We start from the raw sequence: 21,365 nt of genomic DNA on the forward strand, positions 1-21,365 counted from the left end.
GTCTCCGCGGCCGGGTACTTGCGCGATCCGCCCCGTCACGTGTGGACTACGGCCAGCGCCGCGCGCATGCGCGGCCCGAGCATTTTCCGATACATGATCAGGAGGCAAGCCGTGAGCGCGACCGCGGACCACGCGGAGGAGCGGACCAACCCGGCGGCGAGGCTGGGGTTCGAGCCCGGACAGGTGGTCCAGGAGATCGGCTACGACGATGACGTCGACCAGGATCTCCGCGAAGGCATCGAGTCCACCATCGGCCAGGAGCTCGTCGACGAGGAATACGACGACGTCGCCGACGCCGTCGTCCTCTGGTTCCGTGACGAGGACGGTGATCTCACCGACTCGCTGGTGGACAGCATCGGTCTGCTGGAGGACGGAGGCAACATCTGGTTGCTGACGCCGAAGACCGGACGCGACGGCTACATCGAGCCGAGCGACATCAACGATGCCGCGCAGACCGCTGGTCTCTCCCAGACCAAGAGCATCAGCGTCGCGAAGGACTGGACGGGCACCCGCCTGGCCGCTCCCAAGCGCTGATCCCCCTGCTGCGCGAGGCCCCCTCCGGGAACGTTCCGGCGGGGGCTTTCACGTCCCCGCGCCCCGCCCCGCCCCGGCGCGGACGGAGCGCGGGCCGGCACCGGACGGGCCGTCGCCGGTCACCCCGTAGGGTGGGGTTCACCGGTTCGGCCCAGAGGCCGGGCCCCGTCGAAGGGATGCGTACGCGATGGCGATCGAGGTCGGCACCAAGGCCCCCGATTTCGAGCTCAAGGACAACCACGGCCGCACCGTGAAGCTCTCCGACTTCCGCGGCGAGAAGAACGTGGTGCTGCTCTTCTACCCCTTCGCCTTCACCGGCGTGTGCACCGGCGAGCTGTGCGAGCTCCGCGACAACCTGCCGAAGTTCGTCAACGACGACACCCAGCTGCTCGCCGTCTCCAACGACTCCATCCACACCCTGCGCGTCTTCGCCGAGCAGGAGGGCCTGGAGTACCCGCTGCTCTCCGACTTCTGGAAGCACGGCGACGCCTCCCGCGCCTACGGCGTCTTCGACGAGGAGAAGGGCTGCGCCGTCCGCGGCACCTTCATCATCGACAAGGAGGGCGTCGTCCGCTGGACGGTCGTCAACGGCCTCCCGGACGCCCGCGACCTCGACGCGTACGTGAAGGCGCTCGAAACCCTCTGAGCCCCCGCGCGCGCCCCGGAATCGGGGGAAGTCGGCCGACACCCCCCGATTCCCCGGGCGAATCGTCTGTTTCGACTGGGAACCCGTCACTAGGATCCAGTCGTTGATCCGATGCCAACGCACGACCGGGGGCGTCGTCCCCGGAAACCAATGATGGAGGGACTCGTGGGAGTCAGCCTCAGCAAGGGCGGCAACGTCTCGCTGACCAAGGAGGCCCCTGGCCTCACCGCCGTGACCGTCGGTCTGGGCTGGGACGTCCGCACCACCACCGGTACGGACTTCGACCTCGACGCCAGCGCCATCCTGGTGAGCGAGGCCGGCAAGGTGCGCAACGACCAGGACTTCGTCTTCTTCAACAACCTCAAGAGCGCCGACGGTTCCGTCGAGCACACCGGTGACAACCTCACCGGTGAGGGCGAGGGCGACGACGAGCAGGTCAAGGTCAACCTGGCCGGCGTGCCGGCCGACGTGGCCAAGATCGTCTTCCCGGTGTCGATCTACGACGCCGAGAACCGCCAGCAGTCCTTCGGCCAGGTGCGCAACGCGTTCATCCGCGTCGTGAACCAGGCCGGCGGCGCCGAGATCGCGCGGTACGACCTCTCCGAGGACGCCTCCACCGAGACCGCCATGGTCTTCGGCGAGCTGTACCGCCACGGCGCGGAGTGGAAGTTCCGCGCGGTCGGCCAGGGTTACGCCTCGGGCCTGCGCGGCATCGCGCAGGACTTCGGCGTCAACGTCTGAGCCGAACCACCTTCGGGCCGTCCGGCCCGGGCGCAGCCGCCCGGGACCGGCGCCCGCACGTCGACGTCCGGCGCCGCACCCTCGTGCGGCGCCGGACGTGCCTCATGGCAGCAGCACTCACCGGGGAGGAACCGAACACCATGGGCGTCACGCTCGCCAAGGGAGGCAACGTCTCCCTCTCCAAGGCCGCACCCAATCTCACCAAGGTCCTCGTGGGCCTCGGCTGGGACGCGCGGTCCACCACCGGAGCCCCCTTCGACCTCGACGCCAGCGCCCTGATGTGCCAGGCCGGCCGGGTGCTGGGCGACGAGTACTTCGTCTTCTACAACCAGCTGCTCAGCCCCGAGGGCTCCGTCGAACACACCGGTGACAACCTCACCGGAGAGGGTGACGGCGACGACGAGTCGCTGATCGTCGACCTCACCCGCGTCCCGGACCGCTGCGACAAGATCGTCTTCCCGGTCTCCATCCACGACGCCGACAACAGGGGCCAGACGTTCGGCCAGGTCAGCAACGCCTTCATCCGGGTGGTGAACCAGGCGGACGGGCAGGAACTCGCCCGCTACGACCTTTCCGAGGACGCCTCCACCGAGACCGCGATGATCTTCGGCGAGCTCTACCGCTACAACGGCGAGTGGAAGTTCCGCGCGGTCGGCCAGGGGTACGCGTCCGGGCTGCGGGGCATCGCTCTAGACTTCGGGGTCAACGTTTCGTAAAGCCGCGTTATCACACAATGGGGTAGGCAGTGCTTCTGAAAACCTTCGGATGGTCCTTCGCGATCACCGTGCTCGGCCTGGTGGCCGCGGTGCTCTACGGGGGGTGGGAGGCGTTCGGGGTCGTCGCGATCCTCTGCATCCTCGAGATCTCGCTCTCCTTCGACAACGCCGTGGTCAACGCCGGCATCCTGAAGAAGATGAATGCCTTCTGGCAGAAGATCTTCCTCACCGTCGGCATTCTGATCGCCGTCTTCGGAATGCGGCTGGTCTTCCCCGTCGTGATCGTCGCGATCAGCGCCAAGATCGGCCCGATCGAGGCCGTCGACCTCGCGCTCAACGACGCCGACCGCTACCAGGAACTGGTCACCGACGCGCACCCGTCGATCGCGGCCTTCGGCGGCATGTTCCTGCTGATGATCTTCCTCGACTTCATCTTCGAGGACCGTGACATCCAGTGGCTGCGCTGGATCGAGCGCCCGCTCGCCAAGCTCGGCAAGGTCGACATGCTGTCGGTCTGCATCGCGCTGATCGTCCTGCTCGTCACCGCGATGACCTTCGCGACCCACGCCCACCAGCACGGCGGCGCCCACGTCGACAAGGCGCAGACCGTGCTGATCTCCGGCATCGCCGGCCTCATCACGTACCTGGTCGTCGGCGGTCTCTCCGGCTTCTTCGAGAACAAGCTGGAGGAGGAGGAAGAGCGCGAGCACGAGGCCGAGGAGGAGGCCAAGCGCAGCGGCAAGAAGGTCTCCGCCGTCCAGCTCGCCGGCAAGGCCGCCTTCTTCATGTTCCTCTACCTGGAGGTCCTCGACGCCTCCTTCTCCTTCGACGGCGTCATCGGCGCCTTCGCCATCACCAACGACATCGTCCTGATGGCCCTCGGCCTCGGCGTCGGCGCCATGTACGTCCGGTCCCTCACGGTCTACCTGGTCAAGCAGGGCACCCTGGACGACTACGTGTACCTGGAGCACGGCGCCCACTACGCCATCGGCGCCCTCGCGGTGCTCCTCCTGGTCACCATCCAGTACGAGATCAACGAGGTCATCACCGGCCTCATCGGCGTCGTCCTGATCGCCTGGTCCTTCTGGTCCTCCGTCCGCCGCAACAAGGCCATCGCCGCGGCCGGGGGCGGTTCCTCGGACGACAAGGCCGAGGTGAGCTCCGGGGTGTGACACCCTGCTCCCGGGTGTGCGCCCCGCCACGGGGTGTGACACCGGGGACAATGAGGAACGCTTCCCCTGCGGGGCGGCCGGCACGTCCGGCCGCCCCGCAGGCGCGTGGCGGGGCGGGCAGAAGGGCCGCGGCGACCGAGCCGACCGGCCGACCGGCGACCAGTGGGGGTGGGCCCGATGGGCTTCCTGGACAACCTGTTTCCGGGACGAGCGACGTCCTTCGACACCGGTGTGGGCGCGTCCCACACCATCGACCTGACCCGGCGCCGTCCCACGGTCTCGCTCGCCCAGCAGGGCGGAGCCACCGGCAACCTCCGGGTCAACCTCTCCTGGCGGATGCGCACCTCCGACATCGAGGGCCGCTCCCGGCAGAGCGGCCGGCTGCTGCGCAACCCCGCCCAGTTCTTCAAGCCCGAGGCCGTCCAGGCCCACACCCAGGGCATGGTCAACGTCGACCTCGACCTCGGCTGCCTCTACGAGCTCAAGGACGGCAGCAAGGGCGTGGTGCAGCCGCTCGGCGGCTTCTTCGGCGACCTCAACACCGCCCCGTACGTGAAGCTCAGCGGCGACGACCGCTTCGGCGCCCCCTCGGGGGAGACGATCTTCGTCAACCTCGACCACAAGGACGAGATCAAGCGGCTGCTGTTCTTCGCGTACATCTACGACCAGACCCCGGCCTTCGACCGGACCCACGCCAAGATCACCCTCTACCCGAGCAACGGCCCCCGGATCGAGATCGAGCTCGACGAGCGCGCCCCGCAGGCCCGCTCCTGCGCCGTCTTCTCCGTGGACAACAGCAAGGGCGAGCTGCTGGTCCGGCGCGAGGTGCGCTTCGTCTACGGCTTCCAGGCCGAGCTGGACCGGCTCTACGGCTGGGGACTCCAGTGGGGCCGCGGCTACAAGTCGAAGGCCTGACCCCGTCCGCCCGTCACGGACGCTGGAACTGCGGCCCCATCGGCGGCATCCGGAACTCCACGACGGGCTCCGGCTGCGGATACCCGTACGCGGGCACCGGCACCGGCGGCTGCGGGTAGCCGTAGGCGGGCGCCCGGTCGGGCATCGGCGGGACGTGCGGCAGGGACGGCGCGGACGGGACGGAGGCGTGCGCGACGGTCAGGTCGTCCGGGTGCGCGGCGGAGCCCGTACCGGCCTCGGCGGAGCCCGTACCGCCCCCGGTGCTCCCGGTGGGGCCGCCGTCGAGGGCGGTGGTCTCGGCGAGCGGGTCGACCGGCCGCGCCTCGGCGGCCGGGTCCTCGGCGGGCGCCCCTTCGGGGGCCTCGTCGACCGAGATGCCGAAGTCCGTCGCCAGCCCCACCAGGCCGGTCGGATAGCCCTGGCCGACCGCGCGGAACTTCCACCCCTCGCCCCGGCGGTACAGCTCGCCGCAGATCACGGCGGTCTCCTCGCCGGTCTCCGCCGTCACGTCGAAGAGCGCCAGCGGCTCCTGCCCGGCCCCGGGGGCCGCGTCGTACAGCAGGATCCGCAGGTCCGTCACCGAGCGGAACGTCCCGCCGTCCGAGGAGGCGGCGAGCACCACCCGGTCGATCGAGGGGTCGAGTCCGCCGAGATCGGCCTCCACGGTGTCCGTGAGCCCCTCGGCGACCCGCTTCTTCGGCAGCCGCCGGACCAGCCCCGAGGGGTGGCGCGGCTGGTTGTAGAAGACGAAGTCCTCGTCGGAGCGGACGCGCCCGTCGGGCCCCAGGACCAGGGCCGAGGCGTCCACGTCGGGGACCCCGGGGCCCGGGGTCCAGCGGAGCACGGCCCGTACGGCCGCGGTGTCGAGAGGGACGTTGGAGCCCTTCAGCATCGCGTGCGTCATGACGGCCATCCTGCCCTCCTGCCCGACCGCGGGACAACGCGGGTACCGGAAGAAGGGCCGGGCAAGGGGTGGGAAGGGTCGGGGAGGGGCGGGGAGGAGGGACCGGGGGAAGGGGACCGGGCAGGGCCGGGGGAGGGACCGGACGGGGCCGGGAGGCGGACCGGACGGGGCCGGGTCACCTGGATTTCACACGGGATGGGAACTACGGACACCCGCACCTACGTACTATTACCGGCCACATGTCGTCAGGGCCGAAGAGAGGAAGACGGGGACTCACATGCGTCATTTCGGACACATCCCGTCCACGGTGCGGAGCGGGCTGTTCCATCGCGAGCCTGCCGAATTCACCGCCGACTCGCCCGCGCGCACCCTCGCGGTCGCCCTCGGCGCCACGCTCTACAGCCCCGCGACCCGGCCCCGGCTCGCCGACGACATCCGCAAACAGGCCGCCCGCGGCGTCGTCTCCATGGTCCTCTGCCTGGAGGATTCGATCAGCGACGCCGACGTCGAGGCCGGCGAGGCCAACCTGGTCCGGCAGTTCCGTGACCTCGCCGAAGCCACCGCGACCGGCCCCGGCGTCCCCCTCCTCTTCATCCGGGTCCGCGAGCCCCACCAGATCACCGACCTCACCGCCCGCCTCGGCGACACCATCGGCCTGCTGTCCGGATTCGTACTGCCCAAATTCACCGAGGCCCGCGGCGCCGCCTTCCTCGAAGCCCTCACCCGGGCCGAGGAGACCGCCGGCCGCCGCCTCTACGCCATGCCCGTCCTGGAGTCCCCCGAGCTCCTCCACCTGGAGACCCGGGCCGACACCCTCGCCGGCATCGCGTCGATCACCGACAAGCACCGCGACCGCGTCCTCGCCCTCCGCCTCGGCGTCACCGACTTCTGCTCCGCCTACGGGCTCCGCCGCTCGCCCGACATGACCGCCTACGACGTCAAGATCGTCGCGAACGTCATCGCCGACGTCGTCAACGTCCTGGGCCGCGCCGACGGCACCGGCTTCACCATCACCGGCCCCGTCTGGGAGTACTTCCGCCCCGGCGAGCGCATCTTCAAGCCCCAGCTGCGCCGCAGCCCCTTCCTGGAGGGCCGCGCCGAGGACCTGCGCACCGCCCTCATCGAGCACGACATGGACGGCCTGCTCCGCGAGATCGAGCTCGACCGGGCCAACGGCCTCCTCGGCAAGACCTGCATCCACCCCACCCACGTGTCGCCCGTCCACGCGCTGTCCGTGGTCAGCCACGAGGAGTGGAGCGACGCCCAGGACATCCTCCGGCCGGAACAGGACGGTGGCGGGGTGCTCCGCTCCGCCTATACGAACAAGATGAACGAAGTGAAGCCCCACCGGGCCTGGGCCGAGCGCACCCTCGTGCGCGCCGAGGTCTTCGGTGTCGCCCGTGAGGACGTCGGCTTCGTGGACCTGCTCGCCGCCGGCGTCACCGGCTGACGGGCGGACCAGCTCACCGCCGGCTCCCCGCCGGCTGACGAAAGGACTGCGGCGACGTGGTGTGGACCGGAACGTGGGTCGCGGAGCGGCTCGGCGTCGAACTGATCGGCGACGAGGAGCTGCCCGCCCTCCTGGGCCTCGCCCTGCGCCGCAACCCCAAGCGGGCCCACCTGCTCGTGTCCAGCGTGCTCGGCAAACACGTGCCGCAGCACCCCTCGGTCGTGTACGGCTCCGGCCTCGGCCTCGGCCTGCGCGTCCGCGAGCTCCTCGGGGCCGAGGAGGCCGGCCGGGCCGTCGTCCTCGGCTACGCGGAGACCGCCACCGCCCTCGGCCACGCCGTCGCGGACGGCCTCGGCACCGCCCCGTACCTCCACTCCACCCGCCGCCCGGTCCCCGGCGTCGCCACCGCGGGCGGCTTCGAGGAGTCCCACTCGCACGCCACCTCGCACCTGCTGCTGCCGGAGGACCCGGAGCTGCTGGCCGGCGAGGGGCCGCTGGTCCTCGTCGACGACGAGTTCTCCACCGGCAACACCGTCCTCAACACCATCCGCGGCCTCCACGAGCGCTACCCCCGCGAGCGGTACGTCGTCGTCGCCCTGGTCGACATGCGCGGCCCCGCCGACCGCGACCGGCTCACCGCCTTCGCCGCCGAGATCGGCGCCCGCGTCGACCTCCTCACCCTCGCCGCCGGCACCGTCGGCCTCCCCGAGGGCGTCCTGGAGAAGGGCCAGGAGCTGGTCGCCCGGCACGAGCCCGCGCCCGGCGCGGCCCCCGTCCCGCGCACCCGCGGCGGCTTCACCGCCGTCGCCGCGCCCGTCCGCGTCGGCCTCGACTGGCCCGCCGGCGTCCCGGACGGCGGCCGGCACGGCTTCACCCCCGACCACCGCGCCCGCCTGGAGGCGGCGCTGCCCGCGATGACCGGAGCCCTCACCGAGGCGCTGGCCGCCGGCACGGAGGGCGCCCCCGGAGCCGCGTCCCGGGACCTGCCCGGCGGCGCGCGGCCCCGCGTGCTCGTCCTCGGCTTCGAGGAGCTGATGTACGCGCCGCTGCGGCTCGCCGGCGCCCTGGAGGACGCCGGGCTCGACGTCCGCTACTCCACCACCACCCGCTCGCCCGTCCTCGCCGTCGACGACCCCGGCTACGCGATACGCACCCGCCTCGTCTTCCCCGCCCACGACGACCCCGCCGACGGCCCCGGCGAGCGCTACGCCTACAACGTCGCCGGAGGCGGCTACGACGCCGTCGTCGCCGTCGTCGACTCCGCCGCCGACACCCCCGCGCTGCACGCCCCGGAGGGCCTGCTGGCCCAGCTCGCCGTCCACATCCCGCACGTCGTCCTGGCGGTCGTGCCGTCGTACGCGCCCGGGGCGGCCGGAGCGGTCGCGGCACCCGCCGTCGCGGCAGGGCCCCGCGCCCCCGAAGCCACCGAAGAAGCCGAAGCCACCGAAGCCTTCGGAACCATCGAAGCTCCCGAAAGGAGCTCCATGCTGCCCGAGCCCCTCCGAGGCCCCGCCTTCTCCTCGTACGCCCCCGAGGAGGTCGGCTGGCTGCTCCAGGACCTCTCGGACGTCGAGCTGGAGGCGCCCACCGAGGAACGCGAGGAAGCCATCCAGCGCGGCGGCGCGCACTACGCCGAGTCGCTGCCCGTCGAGTACCAGCCGAGCGACCGCTACCAGGAGCTGTACCGCAGCGCCCTGGAGTCCTCCGCCGCCCGCATCGCCCACGCCGTCGGCGTCGTCACCGAGACCGTCCTGGCGGAGCGGTCCGGCCGCCCGGTCCTCGTCTCCCTCGCCCGCGCCGGCACCCCCGTCGGCGTCCTCATGCGCCGCTGGGCCCACCGCCGCCACGGCCTCGACCTGCCCCACTACGCCGTCTCGATCGTCCGCGGCCGGGGCATCGACGCCAACGCCCTGCGCTGGCTCGCCGCCCACCACGACCCGGCCGACGTCGTCTTCGTCGACGGCTGGACCGGCAAGGGCGCCATCACCCGCGAACTCGCCGCAGCCCTGCGGGAGTCCGAGGAGTTCGCCGGCTTCGACCCGGAGATCGCGGTCCTCGCCGACCCCGGCTCCTGCGTCCGCACCTACGGCACCCGCGAGGACTTCCTCATCCCCTCCGCGTGCCTCAACTCCACGGTCTCCGGCCTGATCTCGCGCACGGTGCTCCGCTCCGACCTCGTCGGACCGGACGACTTCCACGGCGCCAAGTTCTACCGCGACCTGGCCGGCGCCGACGTCTCCGTCGCCTTCCTCGACGCCGTCGAGGCCCGCTTCGACGAGGTCGCCGACACCGTCGACACCGACGTCAAGGAACTCCTCGCCACCGACCGCACCCCCACCTGGGAGGGCTGGGCGGCCGTCGAGCGGATCAGCGAGGAGCAGGGCATCCACGACGTCAACCTCGTCAAGCCCGGCGTCGGCGAGACCACCCGCGTCCTCCTGCGCCGCGTCCCCTGGAAGATCCTCGCCCGGCGCGGCGCGGGCGCCGACCTCGCCCACGTCCGCCTCCTCGCGGAGCAGCGCGGCGTCCCCGTGGAGGAGGTCGACGACCTCCCGTACACCTGCGTGGGCCTCATACACCCCCAGTACACGAGGGGCGCGACAGGCGCCGACGGCAAGGCGGTGGTGTCCCGATGAACGCCCCCACGCCCCCGGCGAACGCCTCCGTGACCACGACGGACGTCCCCGTGACCGGGACGGGCGTCTCCGCGACCCCGGCGGATGCCCTCGCGACGACGACGGGCGTCCCCGCGACCCCGGCGAACGCCTCCGTGACCACGACGGGCGTCCCCGCGACCTCGGCGGATGCCCTCGCGACGACGGCAGACGTCCCCGCGACCCCGGCGAACGCCTCCGTGACCACGACGGGCGTCCCCGCGACCTCGGCGGATGCCCTCGCGACGACGGCAGACGTCCCCGCGACCCCGGCGAACGCCTCCGTGACCACGACGGGCGTCCCCGCGACCTCGGCGGATGCCCTCGCGACGACGGCAGACGTCCCCGCGACCCCGGCGAACGCCTCCGCGGCCAAGGCGGCCGTCCCCGCGACGACGACCCTGGTCGCCAGCGACCTCGACCGCACCCTCATCTACTCGACCGCGGCCCTCGCCCTCGGCATGCCGGACGCGCAGGCGCCCCGGCTGCTGTGCGTCGAGGTCCACGAGTCCAAGCCGCTCTCGTACATGACGGAGGAGGCGGCCGAACTCCTCGCGCTGCTCAGCGCCGAGACCCTCTTCGTCCCCACCACGACCCGGACCCGCAAGCAGTACCAGCGCATCCAGCTCCCGGGCACCGCGCCGAAGTACGCGATCTGCGCCAACGGCGGGCACATCCTCGTCGACGGCGTCTCCGACCCCGACTGGCACGCGTCCGTCGTCCGCCGGCTCGCCGAGGAGTGCGCCCCGCTCTCCGAGATCCGCGCCTACCTCACCGCGACCACCGACCTGTCCTGGGTGCGCAAGCACCGGGTCGCCGAGGACCTCTTCGCCTATCTGGTCGTCGAGCGGGAGCGGCTGCCCGAGGACTGGCTGGGACGCTTCGGCGCCTGGGCCGCCGACCGCGGCTGGACGGTCTCCCTCCAGGGTCGCAAGGTGTACGCGGTGCCGAAGCCGCTCACCAAGAGCGCCGCCGTCCGCGAGGTCGCCCGGCGCACCGGCGCCGCGCTCACCCTCGCCGCGGGCGACTCGCTCCTCGACGCCGACCTGCTCCTCGCCGCGGACCGCGCCTGGCGCCCGGGCCACGGCGAACTCGCCGACACGGCCTGGACCGCCCCCCACCTCGACGTCCTCGCGGAGCGGGGCGTCGCGGCGGGGGAGGAGATCCTCCGCCGCTTCCGCGCGGCGGCGCTCCTTTCCTGAGCGATCCTGCCGTACGGTGTCCCGGCTCCCGGGTCAGCCGCAGCAGCCCCCGCCGCAGCAGCCGCCGCCACCCCCGCCCCCGGCGGGGGCGGCGCCGGCGGACGCGGACCCGCCGACGGCCACGGCCGACAGCAGCTTCACGGTGTCGTCGTGCCCGGCGGGGCAGGAGGCGGGCGCCGAGGACTCGGCCATGGGCCGGCTCAGCTCGAAGGTGTCACCACAGGTGCGGCAGCGGTATTCGTAACGAGGCATGCGCCCAGGCTAGCGGGGGCGCCGCGGGCACGGGAGCGGGTCCGCCGGGCCGCGGCGGATCCGCCGCGGCGCGCGGCCTCAGTGCGCGTGCCCGCCCCGCTCCTCGCGGATCGCGGCGACGACGCGCGCGGCCTCGGCCCGTACGGCCTCCAGCTCGCCCAGGAAGTGCCAGTAGTCGGGATGGCGCCCTTCCAGCCCCGCCACGGCCCGGTCGATCCGCGCCACCGCCTCGTCGAGGGGGCGGGCGTGACGCGGATCGGGCCGGGTGCGGCCCTCCATGGCGAGCCGCTGCGCGTCCCGCACCGCGAACCTCGCCCGGTCCGTCTCCGCCGTCGGGTCCTTCGCGACCGCGTCGAGCCGTCGCAGCCGGTCCCCCGCGGCGGCCACGGCCTCCCCGGTGGTGTCGAGCAGCGCCCGTACGGTCGACAGCAGGGCGGTCGCGTCCGGCCACCGCTGCTCCGCCCGCGCCGCCCCCGCCTCCGCGAGCCGCTCCTCCGCCTGCCGTACGGCCCCGGCCGCCTGCTCCGGCACGTGCTGGAGGTCCTGCCAGCAGGCGGCCGAGTACCGCCGCCGCAGCTCGGACAGCACGGGCTCGACGGCCTCGGCCCGGGTCGCCAGGGCCTGCGTCCGGGTCCGCAGCGACACCAGCCGCTTGTCGATCTCGGCGGCCCGCTCCGGCAGCCGCTCGGCCTCCGTCCGCACCGCCTCCGCGTCCCGCAGCACCCGGTCGGCCCGCTGGAGCGTCTCGGCGACCCCGTGCCGCCCGGCCCCCTCGTTGAGCCGGGTCAGCTCGGGCCCGAGCGCGGCGAGCCGGGCGGCGAGGTCATCGGCCCGCAGCCCCTTCTCCCGTACGGATTCGAGCGCACCGCCCGCCCCGCGCAGCGCCTGCCGGGCCCGCTCCACGGCGGGCGCGAGCCGCGCCAGCTGCGTCTCGGCCCGGCCCAGCAACGGCGCCAGCCCGGCCTCGAACCGGTCGAGCTCCCCCTTGACCCGCTCCAGCTCCTCCCGGGCCCGCGTCAGCTCCCCCCGGGCCCGCTGGGCCGTCCCGGAGTCGAGCTCCTCCCGATCGAGATCATGAGCGTCAACAGCAGAAATATAGACATGGGACACCTCATCGACCCGCCGCCCCAACGCCGCGAACTCCTCGACGGCCCGCCGCGCCTCCGGCGACCCGTCCACCGCCGTGATCGTCTCGATGGTGATCCGCATCCCCCGCTGCGCGGTGTCCAGCTCGTAGAACGCCGCCGCAGCCGCGTCCTTGGCCGCCTGCGCCTCCGCCCGCTGCCCTTCCCCACGCCCCCCGAACCACCGCCGGCCGCCCCCGCCACCAGCGAACGACTGAGGCACCAGCACCCCCACCACCAGCGGCAACAAGAACGCGACCCGCACCAGCCCCCCGCCCCCGGACACCGCCCTACCCTTCGCGCCGCTCGCCGCCACGACCCTCTCCCGTGCTGTCTCCGCAGTGCCCGCCGTCCGAACGACCATTCTCCCACCCACCAAGGACGACCACACGACCCCACCGGTTCGCCCCACCCGCCCCCAGACCTCCCCGCATACGCGTTTGCGATCCGCCCATCCCCTCCGTGTAGGCTGATGCCTCCTCCAAGGGTGCGTAGCTCAGGGGTAGAGCGCTGCTCTTACAAAGCAGATGTCGGCGGTTCGAAACCGTCCGCGCCCACCAGTCTGACCTCATGCGGGGTCGGCAAAGGCCCAGGTCAGAGCAATGCTCGGCCTGGGCCTTCGTCATGAGACTGCACTCTGACTACACGTTGGCTAGCCTCTTGAGCACTCTCGCTACACGGGCCCGTCCCCTAAAAATCCCCTAAGGGGAGAGGCGGCGCCGGCGAGGAAACAACCAGAGCAGCGGCCCCCCTTCTGCCGTCGAAGGGGGGCCGCCTAGTGTGCCGAGAGCGCTACTCGGGGGCCACCTGAGCTGGCGTCTCGGCACGTCTATGGGGAACGACTCTCCACGATGGCAAAAGGATGCGGCGTCGGCGGAGAAGTTCACTCTTTCGAGCGAACGCGCGTTCGAATCATGGAAACTACACCTAGCCCTGCGGCGAGGGCTAGCTGACGCAGGGCTGCGGCCGTGTGGGCCACTTCCGGCCATACCCTTCTACCTCGATTTGAACCATGATCACAAAAAGCCGCAAAGTAGCTGCTGACAAATGATCATGATCGGTCGAGCTTGGACGCGTGCCAGCCGACCAGCCCGAATGGATCACCAGCGCCCAGCAGGCGCTCGGGCGCAAGGTCCGCGACGCCCGCCTCTACGCAGACCTCACACAGGAGCAACTCGCCGCCCTGGCCCAGATCGACAGGTCGACAATCCAGCGCATAGAGGGCGGCCAGAATGATGCGAAAATCAGCCACCTTCTCCGCGTAGCCGCCGCCCTCGGCGTCCCCGCCCGGGACCTCATCCCAGATGGCGCCCCACCGGCAAACCCGTAGGTCCTGTCAGTCCCGCCCCGTAGGCTTGCCCCCATGTCCGAGCACTCCCGCCCCGCCAGCCGCACCGCCGATCCTGCCGTCATCAACTGCCGGATCCGTGCCCTGCTGCGCGCCGGCGAGCTGACGGCGGAGGGGCGTGCGGAGTACGGCCGGCTGCTCGTCGAGTGGGATGCCGCCGTCCAGGCCGAGCAGGAGCTCGCCGCCTAGGAGGATTGGTGTCCCGCCCGTCGGTCGCTGTCCCGACGGGCGGGTCCGAGCATCGCGTCAGCCAGAAGACGCTGATGTTGACGCGAGTGTACGACTGGCCGCCGACAGTCCGGGGTGCCGTCGCAGCCCTGTCAGAGGCGCCGCTTACGATGCGACCGTGGCGATCGAACTCCCTGACGAACTGATCAAACTCGAAGAAGCAGCCTGGGCGGAGCAGCAGGCCGGCGCGCTCACCGTGGAAACGGCAGCCGCCGTACAGGCCGCGGTCACCGAGCATGCGCAGGCCATCGGGGAGCCGCGGTTCGCCGTCGAGGCCGCGCTGAAGAAGAAGGTCCGGCACCCCGAGGCGGACGCCTGACCCCGGACACGACGAAGCCGCCCCCTCCCGAAGGAGGGGGCGTTGCCGTTGGGCCTCAGGTGGTCTCGTCAGGCGGCGGTACGACGTCGGGCTCGTGCGGCGGGTCGGCAACCCCCATGTCGGCGAGCGTCTCCCCATCGGCCTCGACGGCGACAGGCAGCGGCCTCAGCGGTTTCATCTCCATGCTCACGCCCCCGTCCGGTTGTACTCGTCGACGAGCGGGTGTGCCTCGGGCGGCTTACCCACCGGGTCGCGGGCCCACCGGTACAGCTCGTCCACCGTCCACGAGAAGGCCCGGACGACGGACTCCAGGCGGAACAGCCGGCCCCGCAGCGACCCGTTCTCCTCGTCCACCCTCGCCACCGTCGCCTGCAGCACAGCCAGGTCGGCCGCCCGCTGTGCCGGTGCGGCGTTCGCGCGGGCCGCCGCCTCCGTAGCGGCAGCAGTCGCGCGCGCCGCCCGTACCGTGGCCCGGGCCACGAAGAAGCCTCCACCGCCGAGGAGACTGCCGGCAGCACCCACTACAGCTGCCCACTCGCCGACGTTCATAGGGCCTCATCTCTCCGGCCGCGCGGAGACTTGGGGACCGAGTACTCGGGCACCGTCGCGGCCCACATGATGACCCCCACGTGGGAGGTCAGGTACCAGATCGCGACCCACAGGCCGCGGGAGTAGTCGCCGGTCAGCACGGCGGCCAGGTAGGCGACTGCCCAGACCGATGGCGGGATGAGCGCCGCATAGAAGCCCCACCGGTCGCGGCCGATGCGCAGGAACGCGGCCACGATCGTGGCGATGCCGCAGATGATCCACAGCCACGACCAGTGGCGCAGGTCGCAGAACCGGGTGAGGAGCTGCAGGCCGGCCGCCTCGGGCGGGTCGACCAGGAAGGAAACGCCCCAGCAGGTCTTCCCGACACCGAGGATCAGCAGGAACACGCCGCGGCGACCGAGGTGCATCCGGACTCGCCGCAGCAGGACGGTGCCCATCTACACCCCAGACGGGCCGGCCGCCTTGACGGGGCTCGTCTGCTCGATCGCCAGGGCGGGCACCGGCGCCGTCACCTCGCGGCGGAGGAACAGGGCGACCGCGCCCTCGACTGCGGCCATCCACAGGGCCTGGGTTTCCGCAGGCATGGTGAGACCGAAGGCGAGGAACAGCGCCAGGAAACCCTGTGCCAGGTTCACGATGGCCGCAGCTGCGGCACCGGTCCTGAGGACGACCGCGGTGGCGAGCGCGACTGCCAGGGAGAGGACGGCCATGATGGCGCCCTGCTGCGCGTCGGTGACGTCGAGACCGTATGCGGCCGACAGCTTCAGGGAGATGCTGACCAGAGCCAGCAGGTAGACAGGCTCTCTGCCGAAGATCTTCATGAGTGGTCCGTTCAGTTGGCGAGGCGGGCGGAGATGTCGGTCGCGACGCGGGCCGCGATCTGCTTGACGAGGGCGCTGACCTGGTCGGGGGTTATGCCGCCCGTCGCGGTGACGCGGACCGTCTTGTCGACGTCACGCAGGATCTGGTTCATGTCCCGCGTGTCGGCGAGGCCCTCCTGCTTGTACTGCCAGGGCGCGATCCGCTGCTTCTCCTCGATCCGCTTCACCGCGGCCGTGAGGCCCTTAACGGCGACGGCCAGGTCGGCGAGCTGCTTGGCCTGCTCGGGGGTCATGTCGTCCTCCTCGGTGCTGGTCGCGCGGGCGACGATGCCCGGGAACACGACCTCTCGGAACTGCTCGATGCGGGCCTTGCCAGGGCAGGCCGTCCCGCTGACGGCCCACTCGGGGTGCAGGGAGTGGTAGCCGTAGCCCGGGTCGTCCCAGGAGCGGCAGATCCGCAGCGGGATCCCATGTCGCTGGTGCAGCCAGACGCCGAGCTTGATCAGCTCCTCGACCTGCTCGGCCGTCCACGGGTCCGTGTGCTGCAGGTTCGAAGCCGTCTCGATGGAGACAGCGCCCGTCCCGTCCGCGCGGCGGTTGGCCCGGTAGTTGGCGTCGGCTCGGGTCTCGGTGCCGATGTACTGGCCGAGGTCGCCGGCGTAGCCGAGACCGAAGTGGCTGTCGAGGTTGGTCGAGTCGCGCCAGTACTCGTACATGCGGCGCGCCGCCCATGGGGCCGCGATGCTGTGCAGGATGAACTGCGTCGGCCTGATGGCCGGCTGCTGATCAGACTCCGGCTGTAGCTCCATCTTGATGGCGCCGGGGTACCAGGCCATGGGGCCTCCAGACATGACGAAACCCCGGCCAGTCGGCGCGGGGCGGACGAGGAACAGGTGGGCTACGGGGCCTCGGACGGCGCGAGCTGGAGCTCGGCGCTCGTGGACTCGTGGCGGAGGATGTTGGTCACCCCGACCTGGAGCTGCGCGGCGAGCCGGTTCGCGAGGGCGATCACCTCGGTCTCGATGGCCTGGCTGTCGAGGTCGGTCCGGGCCGGCACGTTGACGAGCACGGGGACGCCGCCGGTGAAGTCGGACCAGAGGTTGATGCGGTAGACCACGCCGTCGGGGTCAACCTGTGGGAGACGGATCATGAAGAGGCTCCAGGTCAGGTGAGGGAGTAGCGGCAGCTGTCGAGCGACAGCCACGAGGTGGCGGTGCCGGTGCCGGGCGGGATGATGACCGAGATCTCCCCGGTAGTTCCGACCTCGATGCGGGCGTAGATGTGGGAGGACACGTAGCCCGTCGCGGCAGGGAAGTAGCGGAAAAACGCGGGTCGGACAGCAGCGGGCAGCGTGGCAATGGTGAAGGAGGCCCCCTTGTCGAAAGGGACGGCCGAGCTGCGTTCGACGGTGCCGCGCAGTTCGACGGTGTCGCCGCTGACCCGGTAGGAGGGCGTGCCCGTTTTCGCCGCGAAGCCAGCCGCGAAAGTGATGGGGACCCAGGGACCTGAGCTGATGCTGCGCCAGGTGCCGTCACTCATCCGGCCCTCGTACCGGTCCTCGGCGGCGAGGTACACCATCTGCCCGGGTACGGGGGCCTGGTCGCCGACGAGAGTGGCATTCCGTGCGGATGCGGAGCTGAATCGCAGGACTGTCTGGCCGACGATGTCGTCCATGCCTGTGGCGTTGAGGCTGATGTTGGGGGCGTCGGTGAGGGCAGGGACGACGATCCCCTGCCCGTAGGAGTCGGTGGCCACGTGGGCACCCTTCTACGCGATCTGATAGGTGACGCCGAAGGAGGCGTAGTCGGTGCTCGCCCAGGTGAAAGGGGTGGCGAAGCGCCATTCGGTGGCGGCGGACCCTGCCGCGGTGACTGCACTGATGCCGACGAGGTAGGAAGTGCCGCCGATGACACGGCACATGCCCGGGTAGTAGGCGGTGCCGGCGTCGGAGCACATGGCCGATCCGGCCCAGAACATCGACGCGCTGGGCAGAGCCGCGGACGTGAAGGGCAGGCCCCACCGCAGGGTGCCGGTTCCGAAGGTGGTCGTCGTACCGGCCACGAACGACAGCCTGACGGTGCACTCATCGCCGCGGAGCGTGTACTTCGCGTCGACGAGCGCGTTCCCGGCAGCGGCGCCGCCACCGGCCGAGACGAACGTGGGCGTGTAGCTGACCCAGGCGGTACCGGCGTCGGAGGGCGCGGTGCGGCCGAGGGCGAGCCATGAGCCTTTCCCGGACACGGTGACGACGATGAGGTCGCCGACCACGGGGGCGAGGTAGGTCTCCATGCGGCGGGCGATGATGCCGTCGGTGGTGGTGACGGTGCCGTCGCTGCCGACAGCGGAGACGGTTGCGAGGTGGAAGTCGGCGCCCTTCACTCCGGGATTGGCGCGCGCTGCACCGAGTGTGTTGCGCCGGAGGGCGGCCGCCAGATCACTCGCACCGCTCACGTGCCCTCCTTTGCCGAGATGGTCCGGATCGTGAAGTCGCTGCTGACGTCGAGGGGGACGGTGAACGAGGACGCCTGGTGGAGCTCCTTGGTGCCGTCCGGGTAGACGACCCGCAGCACGTCACCGGGCGCGAGCGCCGGGTTCGGCAGGGACGAAATGTCCGCGGTCGCGTTCGGGGCGCGCGCGGACTGGAGCAGCAGCGTCGCGGCCTGCGTACAGGCACCGACCGTGATCAGAGTGGAGCTGGAGTAGAACGTGGGCCGGCGCCCGAACGGCCCGGACCAGTAGGTGGGGCTGCCGGGATCGTTGTCGACGACGAGCGAGCTCACCGGCGGCGTCGCGGTCTCCGTCGACTCGCCCCGGGCCAGCACCCCGTTATAGACGCCGTCGGCCGACGTGGTGCGGTCAGCCTTGATGTAGGCGCCACCCTCACCGGCCGCGATCGTCCACGCCGGTGAGGCGGTCAGCAGATCCGGCAGCGGGGCGATGACGAACACGCCATCCGGATCCGCGTACACCTCGCATCCGATCGCGGCCGCCACCTCGACCGCCGCCTCCCACGGGTCGGCCTCGACGTCCCAGGTGCGGGCGCCGATCGCCGCGTCGGTAGCCGCACTGCTGTCGACCGGGGCGTCCGGCAGACTCCGCCGGATCAGGGCGGTGACCGCGGACACCGCGGTTCCCGTTGCCCGGTACGGGGCCGTGAACTTGTCGTCGGAGACGACCGCCTCCAGGCTCTTGCCCTGCAGAGTGACCGGGCCCTCGTCGACGTCTCCGGAGATCTCGTCGACGCGGAAGGTCCCGAGCGGCACCAGTTCGCGGGTTCCGTCCGTGTAGACGACACCGCGGGTCACCCGGACCCGGGCGCCGTACACGCTGAGCTTCGCCGTGGGGTCCCGCGGGATGAGGCTGGTGTCCGCCAGGGTGATGGAGCAGGTGCGGCGGACCGACGACCCGCGGTCCACCGTCACCGACCCGCCCGTATGGGCCAGCTGCTCGACGATGCCGTCCGTGCGGTACAGCGTCACCTCAGTGACAGGCGTGTGGTACTCGGCGATCGCGGCGAGGAACCGGTCGGACACGGGGTACATCGATCACCCCTTCGGCCGGTTCAGGTAGACGTCTTCCCACGTGGAGAAGCGGGCCAGGACGTCCGCCCACGTGCCGTACTCGGCGAGAACGTCCTGCCACGTGCGGCCGGCCGACCCGGACACGCCGAGGGCCGTAGGCATGTCGACCTGCCTCAGGGGCAGGGCCCAGGACCGCCACACCTCCTGGGCCTGCGGCACCGTGCGCCCCTCAGTGACCTGCCCGACGGCGACGTACACGTCCTCGATGCCCATACCGGGCGCGGCCTGCCAGAGCAGAACCCGGCCGGGGTCGAGGAGCCAGTGCAAGTTCCGCCGCTCCTCGTCGGAGCGGGTCCAGATGAGGAGCTCGCCCTCCAGGCCGCCGCGGACGTCGGAGAGGATCACCGAGTTGCGGCGACCGCGGACGCGGTACTCCCCCTGGGCGATGTTCCGCTGCCAGTCCGGGGCCCGCTGCGCCAGGACCCTGATGTTGCGCTGCGGCATCCCGGGGTCCTTCAACCACACCTCGTTGGGATCTCCGGCCGGCACGGTCCGCGTCCACAGCCCGAAACGGTCCGGGGTGGTCTCGCCGACCTCGTAGGTCTCGTAGTTGTAGGTGACCTCGATGCCGAGGGGCGCCTCGTAGTCCTCGACGGCGACGGTCGAGTCGAGGATCGGCATCCGGTCGATGAGACCGTCAGGCCCGCGGACCAGCGTGCGCACGCCGTCCGGCGTGGTGCGCGAGACGGTCAGCAGATTCCCGACCTCGAGTTCACGCATGACGAGGCTGACCGACGCGGTGGCCTCATTCACGAAGGCATCGTCGATGGGGAGCGACGGGTAGAACGCGGCCCGGTCGAACCTGACGGTCGAGGAGGCCGCGGTCGCGGTGAGCGTCAGCTCCAGGGCGACCTTCACCGCAAGGTCAGGCGGGTCGGCATCGGTGACCAGCAGCCACCACCCGGGCGTCCCCATCGGAACGGGGACGGTGCTTTCCGAGGCGATCTCGGTGCCGCCGCTGTTGTAGTAGCGGATGCCCGTCGCCACGTTCCACGCGCCTGCGCTGACCTGGAACGCAATCTCGTAGCGGTGGGGGCCGGTGCTTTCGAGGGTGAACTTCGGCGACCGGATGGTGCTTTCGGTGGCGGTGGCCGAGCTGACGGTCAGAGAGTACGACCCGGACCGGAACGCGGCCCCCCAGGGGGTACTGCGGCTGAGAGTGGCGACCCCCGCGACGGTGGTCCAGCCGCCGACTCCGGCCTCGAAATCGGAGTGCTCCAGGGGGATGATGCTGCCGGTCTCGTAGCGCGGCCCTACCCGGATCACGACCGTGTCGCAGCGGAGGACCTGCCCGGCGGTAGCGGTGCTCAGGCCGAACGCCACCTCGGCCGTCGCCGCGTCGGCGGGGGCGGTGGCCGGCACCCTCTGCCGGTACCAGCCGGTGCCCGGCGCGGCGAGCACCCCGCGGGTCGTCTGGACCCGCACACCTTCGCTGTCGTAGTAGCGGAGCTCGATCCAGGCGGCGCTGCCGGCTGCGGGCGGCTGGATGTAGGCGTAGGCCTCGTACTCGACCCCGGGTGTCACCGGAGGTGTGTCGGTGCACCGCATCTCGGCCGCGCCGTTCGCGGTCACCGTCATGGTGGCCACGTGGCCGCCGGCGACATACAGGAGCGGCGACCAGTTCACCATCGGCACGGTCCTGCTGACCGTGCAGTTCGTGGTGGCCGCGTACTCGCTCGCGCGCTCACTGGTCTCCGCGTTCGCGGACAACAGGTTCCCTGTGGACCGCTTCGGAAGCCCCAGGTAGACGTTGTCGAAGAGCGAGTTGACGGCGGCGCCAGCCGGGGTGGAGGAGAAGACCACCTGGGCATACGCGGCGCCGGCCGGGGCGTAGTCGGCGACCGCGATGCGATGCCACGTGGCGGAGGCGGTCGCAGTGGTCACCGCCCAGGTGATGACGATCTCCGTCGAGGTGGCAGTGAGCCACCGGATTCCGATCCGCTCGGGCACAGTGGCCCCGGAGGCGTCGGCGAAAGCCAGGTACTCGACTCCGGGGATGACCGCGTAGGAGGCGGACGTGCGGCACCGCATCTCGCCGGCGGCGACGGACCGCATCTGCAGGCAGCCGTCGGACGCCGTCCCCCCGGTCGCGCGCGAGAGCGTGCAGTTGAGGAGCGGAGCCCAGCCCGTGGTGTTCGGCTCGATGGTCGACGTCGACTCGGACAGGTAGTTGCCGGGAATGGCCACGGTCAGCGTCCCCCTCCCGCGT

25 protein-coding genes and 1 tRNA gene are annotated in these 21,365 nt (G+C 71.5%); 13 read left to right on the forward strand and 13 right to left on the reverse strand.

The annotated features are described in order from the left end of the window. Positions 1 to 111: 111 nt before the first annotated feature. From IE326_RS18760 to IE326_RS18785, 6 genes are all read left to right on the forward strand, one after another. Positions 112 to 534, forward strand: a complete 423-nt coding sequence (locus tag IE326_RS18760; RefSeq protein ID WP_030756477.1) for a DUF3052 domain-containing protein — start codon at positions 112 to 114, stop codon at positions 532 to 534. Between the two features lie 187 nt (positions 535 to 721). Next, on the forward strand, positions 722 to 1,180 hold the full coding sequence (locus IE326_RS18765; protein ID WP_150227984.1) for a peroxiredoxin: 459 nt from the start codon (positions 722 to 724) through the stop codon (positions 1,178 to 1,180). 165 nt (positions 1,181 to 1,345) lie between these two features. Next, positions 1,346 to 1,921 (forward strand): TerD family protein, encoded by a 576-nt coding sequence (locus tag IE326_RS18770; protein ID WP_030495317.1) that lies wholly within the window; start codon positions 1,346 to 1,348, stop codon positions 1,919 to 1,921. A gap of 140 nt (positions 1,922 to 2,061) precedes the next feature. Beyond that, on the forward strand, positions 2,062 to 2,637 hold the full coding sequence (locus tag IE326_RS18775) for a TerD family protein (RefSeq protein ID WP_150232656.1): 576 nt from the start codon (positions 2,062 to 2,064) through the stop codon (positions 2,635 to 2,637). A gap of 29 nt (positions 2,638 to 2,666) precedes the next feature. Then, positions 2,667 to 3,809, forward strand: coding sequence for a DUF475 domain-containing protein (locus IE326_RS18780; protein ID WP_150227983.1), 1,143 nt, complete (start codon positions 2,667 to 2,669; stop codon positions 3,807 to 3,809). A 177-nt stretch (positions 3,810 to 3,986) separates the two neighbouring features. Then, on the forward strand, positions 3,987 to 4,724 hold the full coding sequence (locus IE326_RS18785) for a TerD family protein (protein ID WP_150227982.1): 738 nt from the start codon (positions 3,987 to 3,989) through the stop codon (positions 4,722 to 4,724). Positions 4,725 to 4,737: 13 nt separating this feature from the next. Here IE326_RS18785 and IE326_RS18790 read toward each other — a convergent pair whose 3' ends face one another. Continuing rightward, positions 4,738 to 5,637, reverse strand: a complete 900-nt coding sequence (locus IE326_RS18790; protein ID WP_150227981.1) for a TerD family protein — start codon at positions 5,635 to 5,637, stop codon at positions 4,738 to 4,740. Between the two features lie 268 nt (positions 5,638 to 5,905). Here IE326_RS18790 and IE326_RS18795 point away from each other — a divergent pair, with 268 nt between their 5' ends. The 3 genes from IE326_RS18795 (at position 5,906) to IE326_RS18805 (ending at position 10,934) form a co-directional block, all read left to right on the forward strand. Next, a complete protein-coding gene (locus IE326_RS18795) occupies positions 5,906 to 7,078 on the forward strand; it encodes an HpcH/HpaI aldolase/citrate lyase family protein (RefSeq protein WP_150227980.1) in 1,173 nt (390 codons plus the stop codon). A gap of 56 nt (positions 7,079 to 7,134) precedes the next feature. Further along, the gene (locus tag IE326_RS18800) at positions 7,135 to 9,714 is read left to right on the forward strand and encodes a phosphoribosyltransferase (protein WP_190042092.1); all 2,580 of its coding nucleotides are present in this window, start codon (positions 7,135 to 7,137) and stop codon (positions 9,712 to 9,714) included. A gap of 419 nt (positions 9,715 to 10,133) precedes the next feature. Next, positions 10,134 to 10,934 (forward strand): HAD family hydrolase, encoded by an 801-nt coding sequence (locus tag IE326_RS18805; protein WP_150232654.1) that lies wholly within the window; start codon positions 10,134 to 10,136, stop codon positions 10,932 to 10,934. A gap of 33 nt (positions 10,935 to 10,967) precedes the next feature. Here IE326_RS18805 and IE326_RS18810 read toward each other — a convergent pair whose 3' ends face one another. Continuing rightward, complete coding sequence (locus IE326_RS18810) at positions 10,968 to 11,186, reverse strand: FmdB family zinc ribbon protein (RefSeq protein ID WP_150227978.1); 219 nt, start codon at positions 11,184 to 11,186, stop codon at positions 10,968 to 10,970. Positions 11,187 to 11,264: 78 nt separating this feature from the next. Then, the gene (locus IE326_RS18815; protein ID WP_190042093.1) at positions 11,265 to 12,626 is read right to left on the reverse strand and encodes a hypothetical protein; all 1,362 of its coding nucleotides are present in this window, start codon (positions 12,624 to 12,626) and stop codon (positions 11,265 to 11,267) included. A gap of 169 nt (positions 12,627 to 12,795) precedes the next feature. On the opposite strand from IE326_RS18815, the gene IE326_RS18820 reads away from it, so the two are divergent. The 4 genes from IE326_RS18820 to IE326_RS18835 all read left to right on the forward strand — a co-directional run bounded on the left by IE326_RS18820 (position 12,796) and on the right by IE326_RS18835 (position 14,205). After that, positions 12,796 to 12,870 (forward strand) — tRNA-Val (locus IE326_RS18820). A 515-nt stretch (positions 12,871 to 13,385) separates the two neighbouring features. Further along, positions 13,386 to 13,640: a helix-turn-helix domain-containing protein gene (locus IE326_RS18825; RefSeq protein WP_190042094.1), complete on the forward strand. Its 255-nt coding sequence runs from the start codon at positions 13,386 to 13,388 to the stop codon at positions 13,638 to 13,640. Positions 13,641 to 13,673: 33 nt separating this feature from the next. Continuing rightward, positions 13,674 to 13,847, forward strand: coding sequence for a hypothetical protein (locus IE326_RS18830; protein WP_190042095.1), 174 nt, complete (start codon positions 13,674 to 13,676; stop codon positions 13,845 to 13,847). A 157-nt stretch (positions 13,848 to 14,004) separates the two neighbouring features. Further along, on the forward strand, positions 14,005 to 14,205 hold the full coding sequence (locus IE326_RS18835) for a hypothetical protein (RefSeq protein WP_190042096.1): 201 nt from the start codon (positions 14,005 to 14,007) through the stop codon (positions 14,203 to 14,205). 55 nt (positions 14,206 to 14,260) lie between these two features. On the opposite strand, the gene IE326_RS41475 is transcribed toward IE326_RS18835, so the two are convergent. The 10 genes from IE326_RS41475 to IE326_RS18880 form a co-directional block, all read right to left on the reverse strand. Beyond that, complete coding sequence (locus tag IE326_RS41475) at positions 14,261 to 14,395, reverse strand: hypothetical protein (protein WP_268983023.1); 135 nt, start codon at positions 14,393 to 14,395, stop codon at positions 14,261 to 14,263. Then, positions 14,392 to 14,754: a hypothetical protein gene (locus IE326_RS18840; protein ID WP_150226977.1), complete on the reverse strand. Its 363-nt coding sequence runs from the start codon at positions 14,752 to 14,754 to the stop codon at positions 14,392 to 14,394. The genes IE326_RS41475 and IE326_RS18840 overlap by 4 nt, the downstream gene beginning before the upstream one ends. Next, on the reverse strand, positions 14,751 to 15,191 hold the full coding sequence (locus IE326_RS18845) for a hypothetical protein (RefSeq protein WP_190042097.1): 441 nt from the start codon (positions 15,189 to 15,191) through the stop codon (positions 14,751 to 14,753). The genes IE326_RS18840 and IE326_RS18845 overlap by 4 nt, the downstream gene beginning before the upstream one ends. Beyond that, positions 15,192 to 15,575, reverse strand: a complete 384-nt coding sequence (locus IE326_RS18850; protein ID WP_190042098.1) for a hypothetical protein — start codon at positions 15,573 to 15,575, stop codon at positions 15,192 to 15,194. Between the two features lie 11 nt (positions 15,576 to 15,586). Beyond that, positions 15,587 to 16,411 (reverse strand): peptidoglycan recognition protein family protein, encoded by an 825-nt coding sequence (locus IE326_RS18855; RefSeq protein WP_190042099.1) that lies wholly within the window; start codon positions 16,409 to 16,411, stop codon positions 15,587 to 15,589. Positions 16,412 to 16,473: 62 nt separating this feature from the next. Next, the gene (locus tag IE326_RS18860) at positions 16,474 to 16,725 is read right to left on the reverse strand and encodes a hypothetical protein (protein WP_190042100.1); all 252 of its coding nucleotides are present in this window, start codon (positions 16,723 to 16,725) and stop codon (positions 16,474 to 16,476) included. A 14-nt stretch (positions 16,726 to 16,739) separates the two neighbouring features. Beyond that, positions 16,740 to 17,330, reverse strand: a complete 591-nt coding sequence (locus IE326_RS18865; protein WP_190042101.1) for a hypothetical protein — start codon at positions 17,328 to 17,330, stop codon at positions 16,740 to 16,742. Between the two features lie 12 nt (positions 17,331 to 17,342). Continuing rightward, the gene (locus IE326_RS18870) at positions 17,343 to 18,026 is read right to left on the reverse strand and encodes a hypothetical protein (protein ID WP_190042102.1); all 684 of its coding nucleotides are present in this window, start codon (positions 18,024 to 18,026) and stop codon (positions 17,343 to 17,345) included. Further along, positions 18,023 to 19,117, reverse strand: a complete 1,095-nt coding sequence (locus tag IE326_RS18875) for a DUF5047 domain-containing protein (protein WP_190042103.1) — start codon at positions 19,115 to 19,117, stop codon at positions 18,023 to 18,025. Before IE326_RS18875 ends, IE326_RS18870 begins: the two co-directional genes overlap by 4 nt. 3 nt (positions 19,118 to 19,120) lie before the next feature. Next, a partial coding sequence (locus IE326_RS18880) for a hypothetical protein (RefSeq protein WP_229915400.1) occupies positions 19,121 to 21,365 on the reverse strand: 2,245 nt, incomplete at its 5' end.

The sequence above is a fragment of the Streptomyces filamentosus genome, assembly GCF_014654895.1.
In the GTDB taxonomy this organism is placed as follows: Bacteria; Actinomycetota; Actinomycetes; order Streptomycetales; family Streptomycetaceae; genus Streptomyces; species Streptomyces filamentosus.

Excerpts from the sequence above, each read along its gene's own strand:
- IE326_RS18850 (WP_190042098.1), bottom strand. The coding sequence starts at position 15,575 with ATGAAGATCTTCGGCAGAGAGCCTGTCTACCTGCTGGCTCTGGTCAGC.
- IE326_RS18810 (WP_150227978.1), bottom strand. The coding sequence starts at position 11,186 with ATGCCTCGTTACGAATACCGCTGCCGCACCTGTGGTGACACCTTCGAG.
- IE326_RS18790 (WP_150227981.1), bottom strand. The coding sequence starts at position 5,637 with ATGGCCGTCATGACGCACGCGATGCTGAAGGGCTCCAACGTCCCTCTC.
- IE326_RS18785 (WP_150227982.1), top strand. The coding sequence starts at position 3,987 with ATGGGCTTCCTGGACAACCTGTTTCCGGGACGAGCGACGTCCTTCGAC.
- IE326_RS18845 (WP_190042097.1), bottom strand. The coding sequence starts at position 15,191 with ATGGGCACCGTCCTGCTGCGGCGAGTCCGGATGCACCTCGGTCGCCGC.
- IE326_RS18765 (WP_150227984.1), top strand. The coding sequence starts at position 722 with ATGGCGATCGAGGTCGGCACCAAGGCCCCCGATTTCGAGCTCAAGGAC.
- IE326_RS18860 (WP_190042100.1), bottom strand. The coding sequence starts at position 16,725 with ATGATCCGTCTCCCACAGGTTGACCCCGACGGCGTGGTCTACCGCATC.
- IE326_RS18855 (WP_190042099.1), bottom strand. The coding sequence starts at position 16,411 with ATGGCCTGGTACCCCGGCGCCATCAAGATGGAGCTACAGCCGGAGTCT.
- IE326_RS18795 (WP_150227980.1), top strand. The coding sequence starts at position 5,906 with ATGCGTCATTTCGGACACATCCCGTCCACGGTGCGGAGCGGGCTGTTC.
- IE326_RS18775 (WP_150232656.1), top strand. The coding sequence starts at position 2,062 with ATGGGCGTCACGCTCGCCAAGGGAGGCAACGTCTCCCTCTCCAAGGCC.
- IE326_RS18830 (WP_190042095.1), top strand. The coding sequence starts at position 13,674 with ATGTCCGAGCACTCCCGCCCCGCCAGCCGCACCGCCGATCCTGCCGTC.
- IE326_RS18840 (WP_150226977.1), bottom strand. The coding sequence starts at position 14,754 with ATGAACGTCGGCGAGTGGGCAGCTGTAGTGGGTGCTGCCGGCAGTCTC.
- IE326_RS18875 (WP_190042103.1), bottom strand. The coding sequence starts at position 19,117 with ATGTACCCCGTGTCCGACCGGTTCCTCGCCGCGATCGCCGAGTACCAC.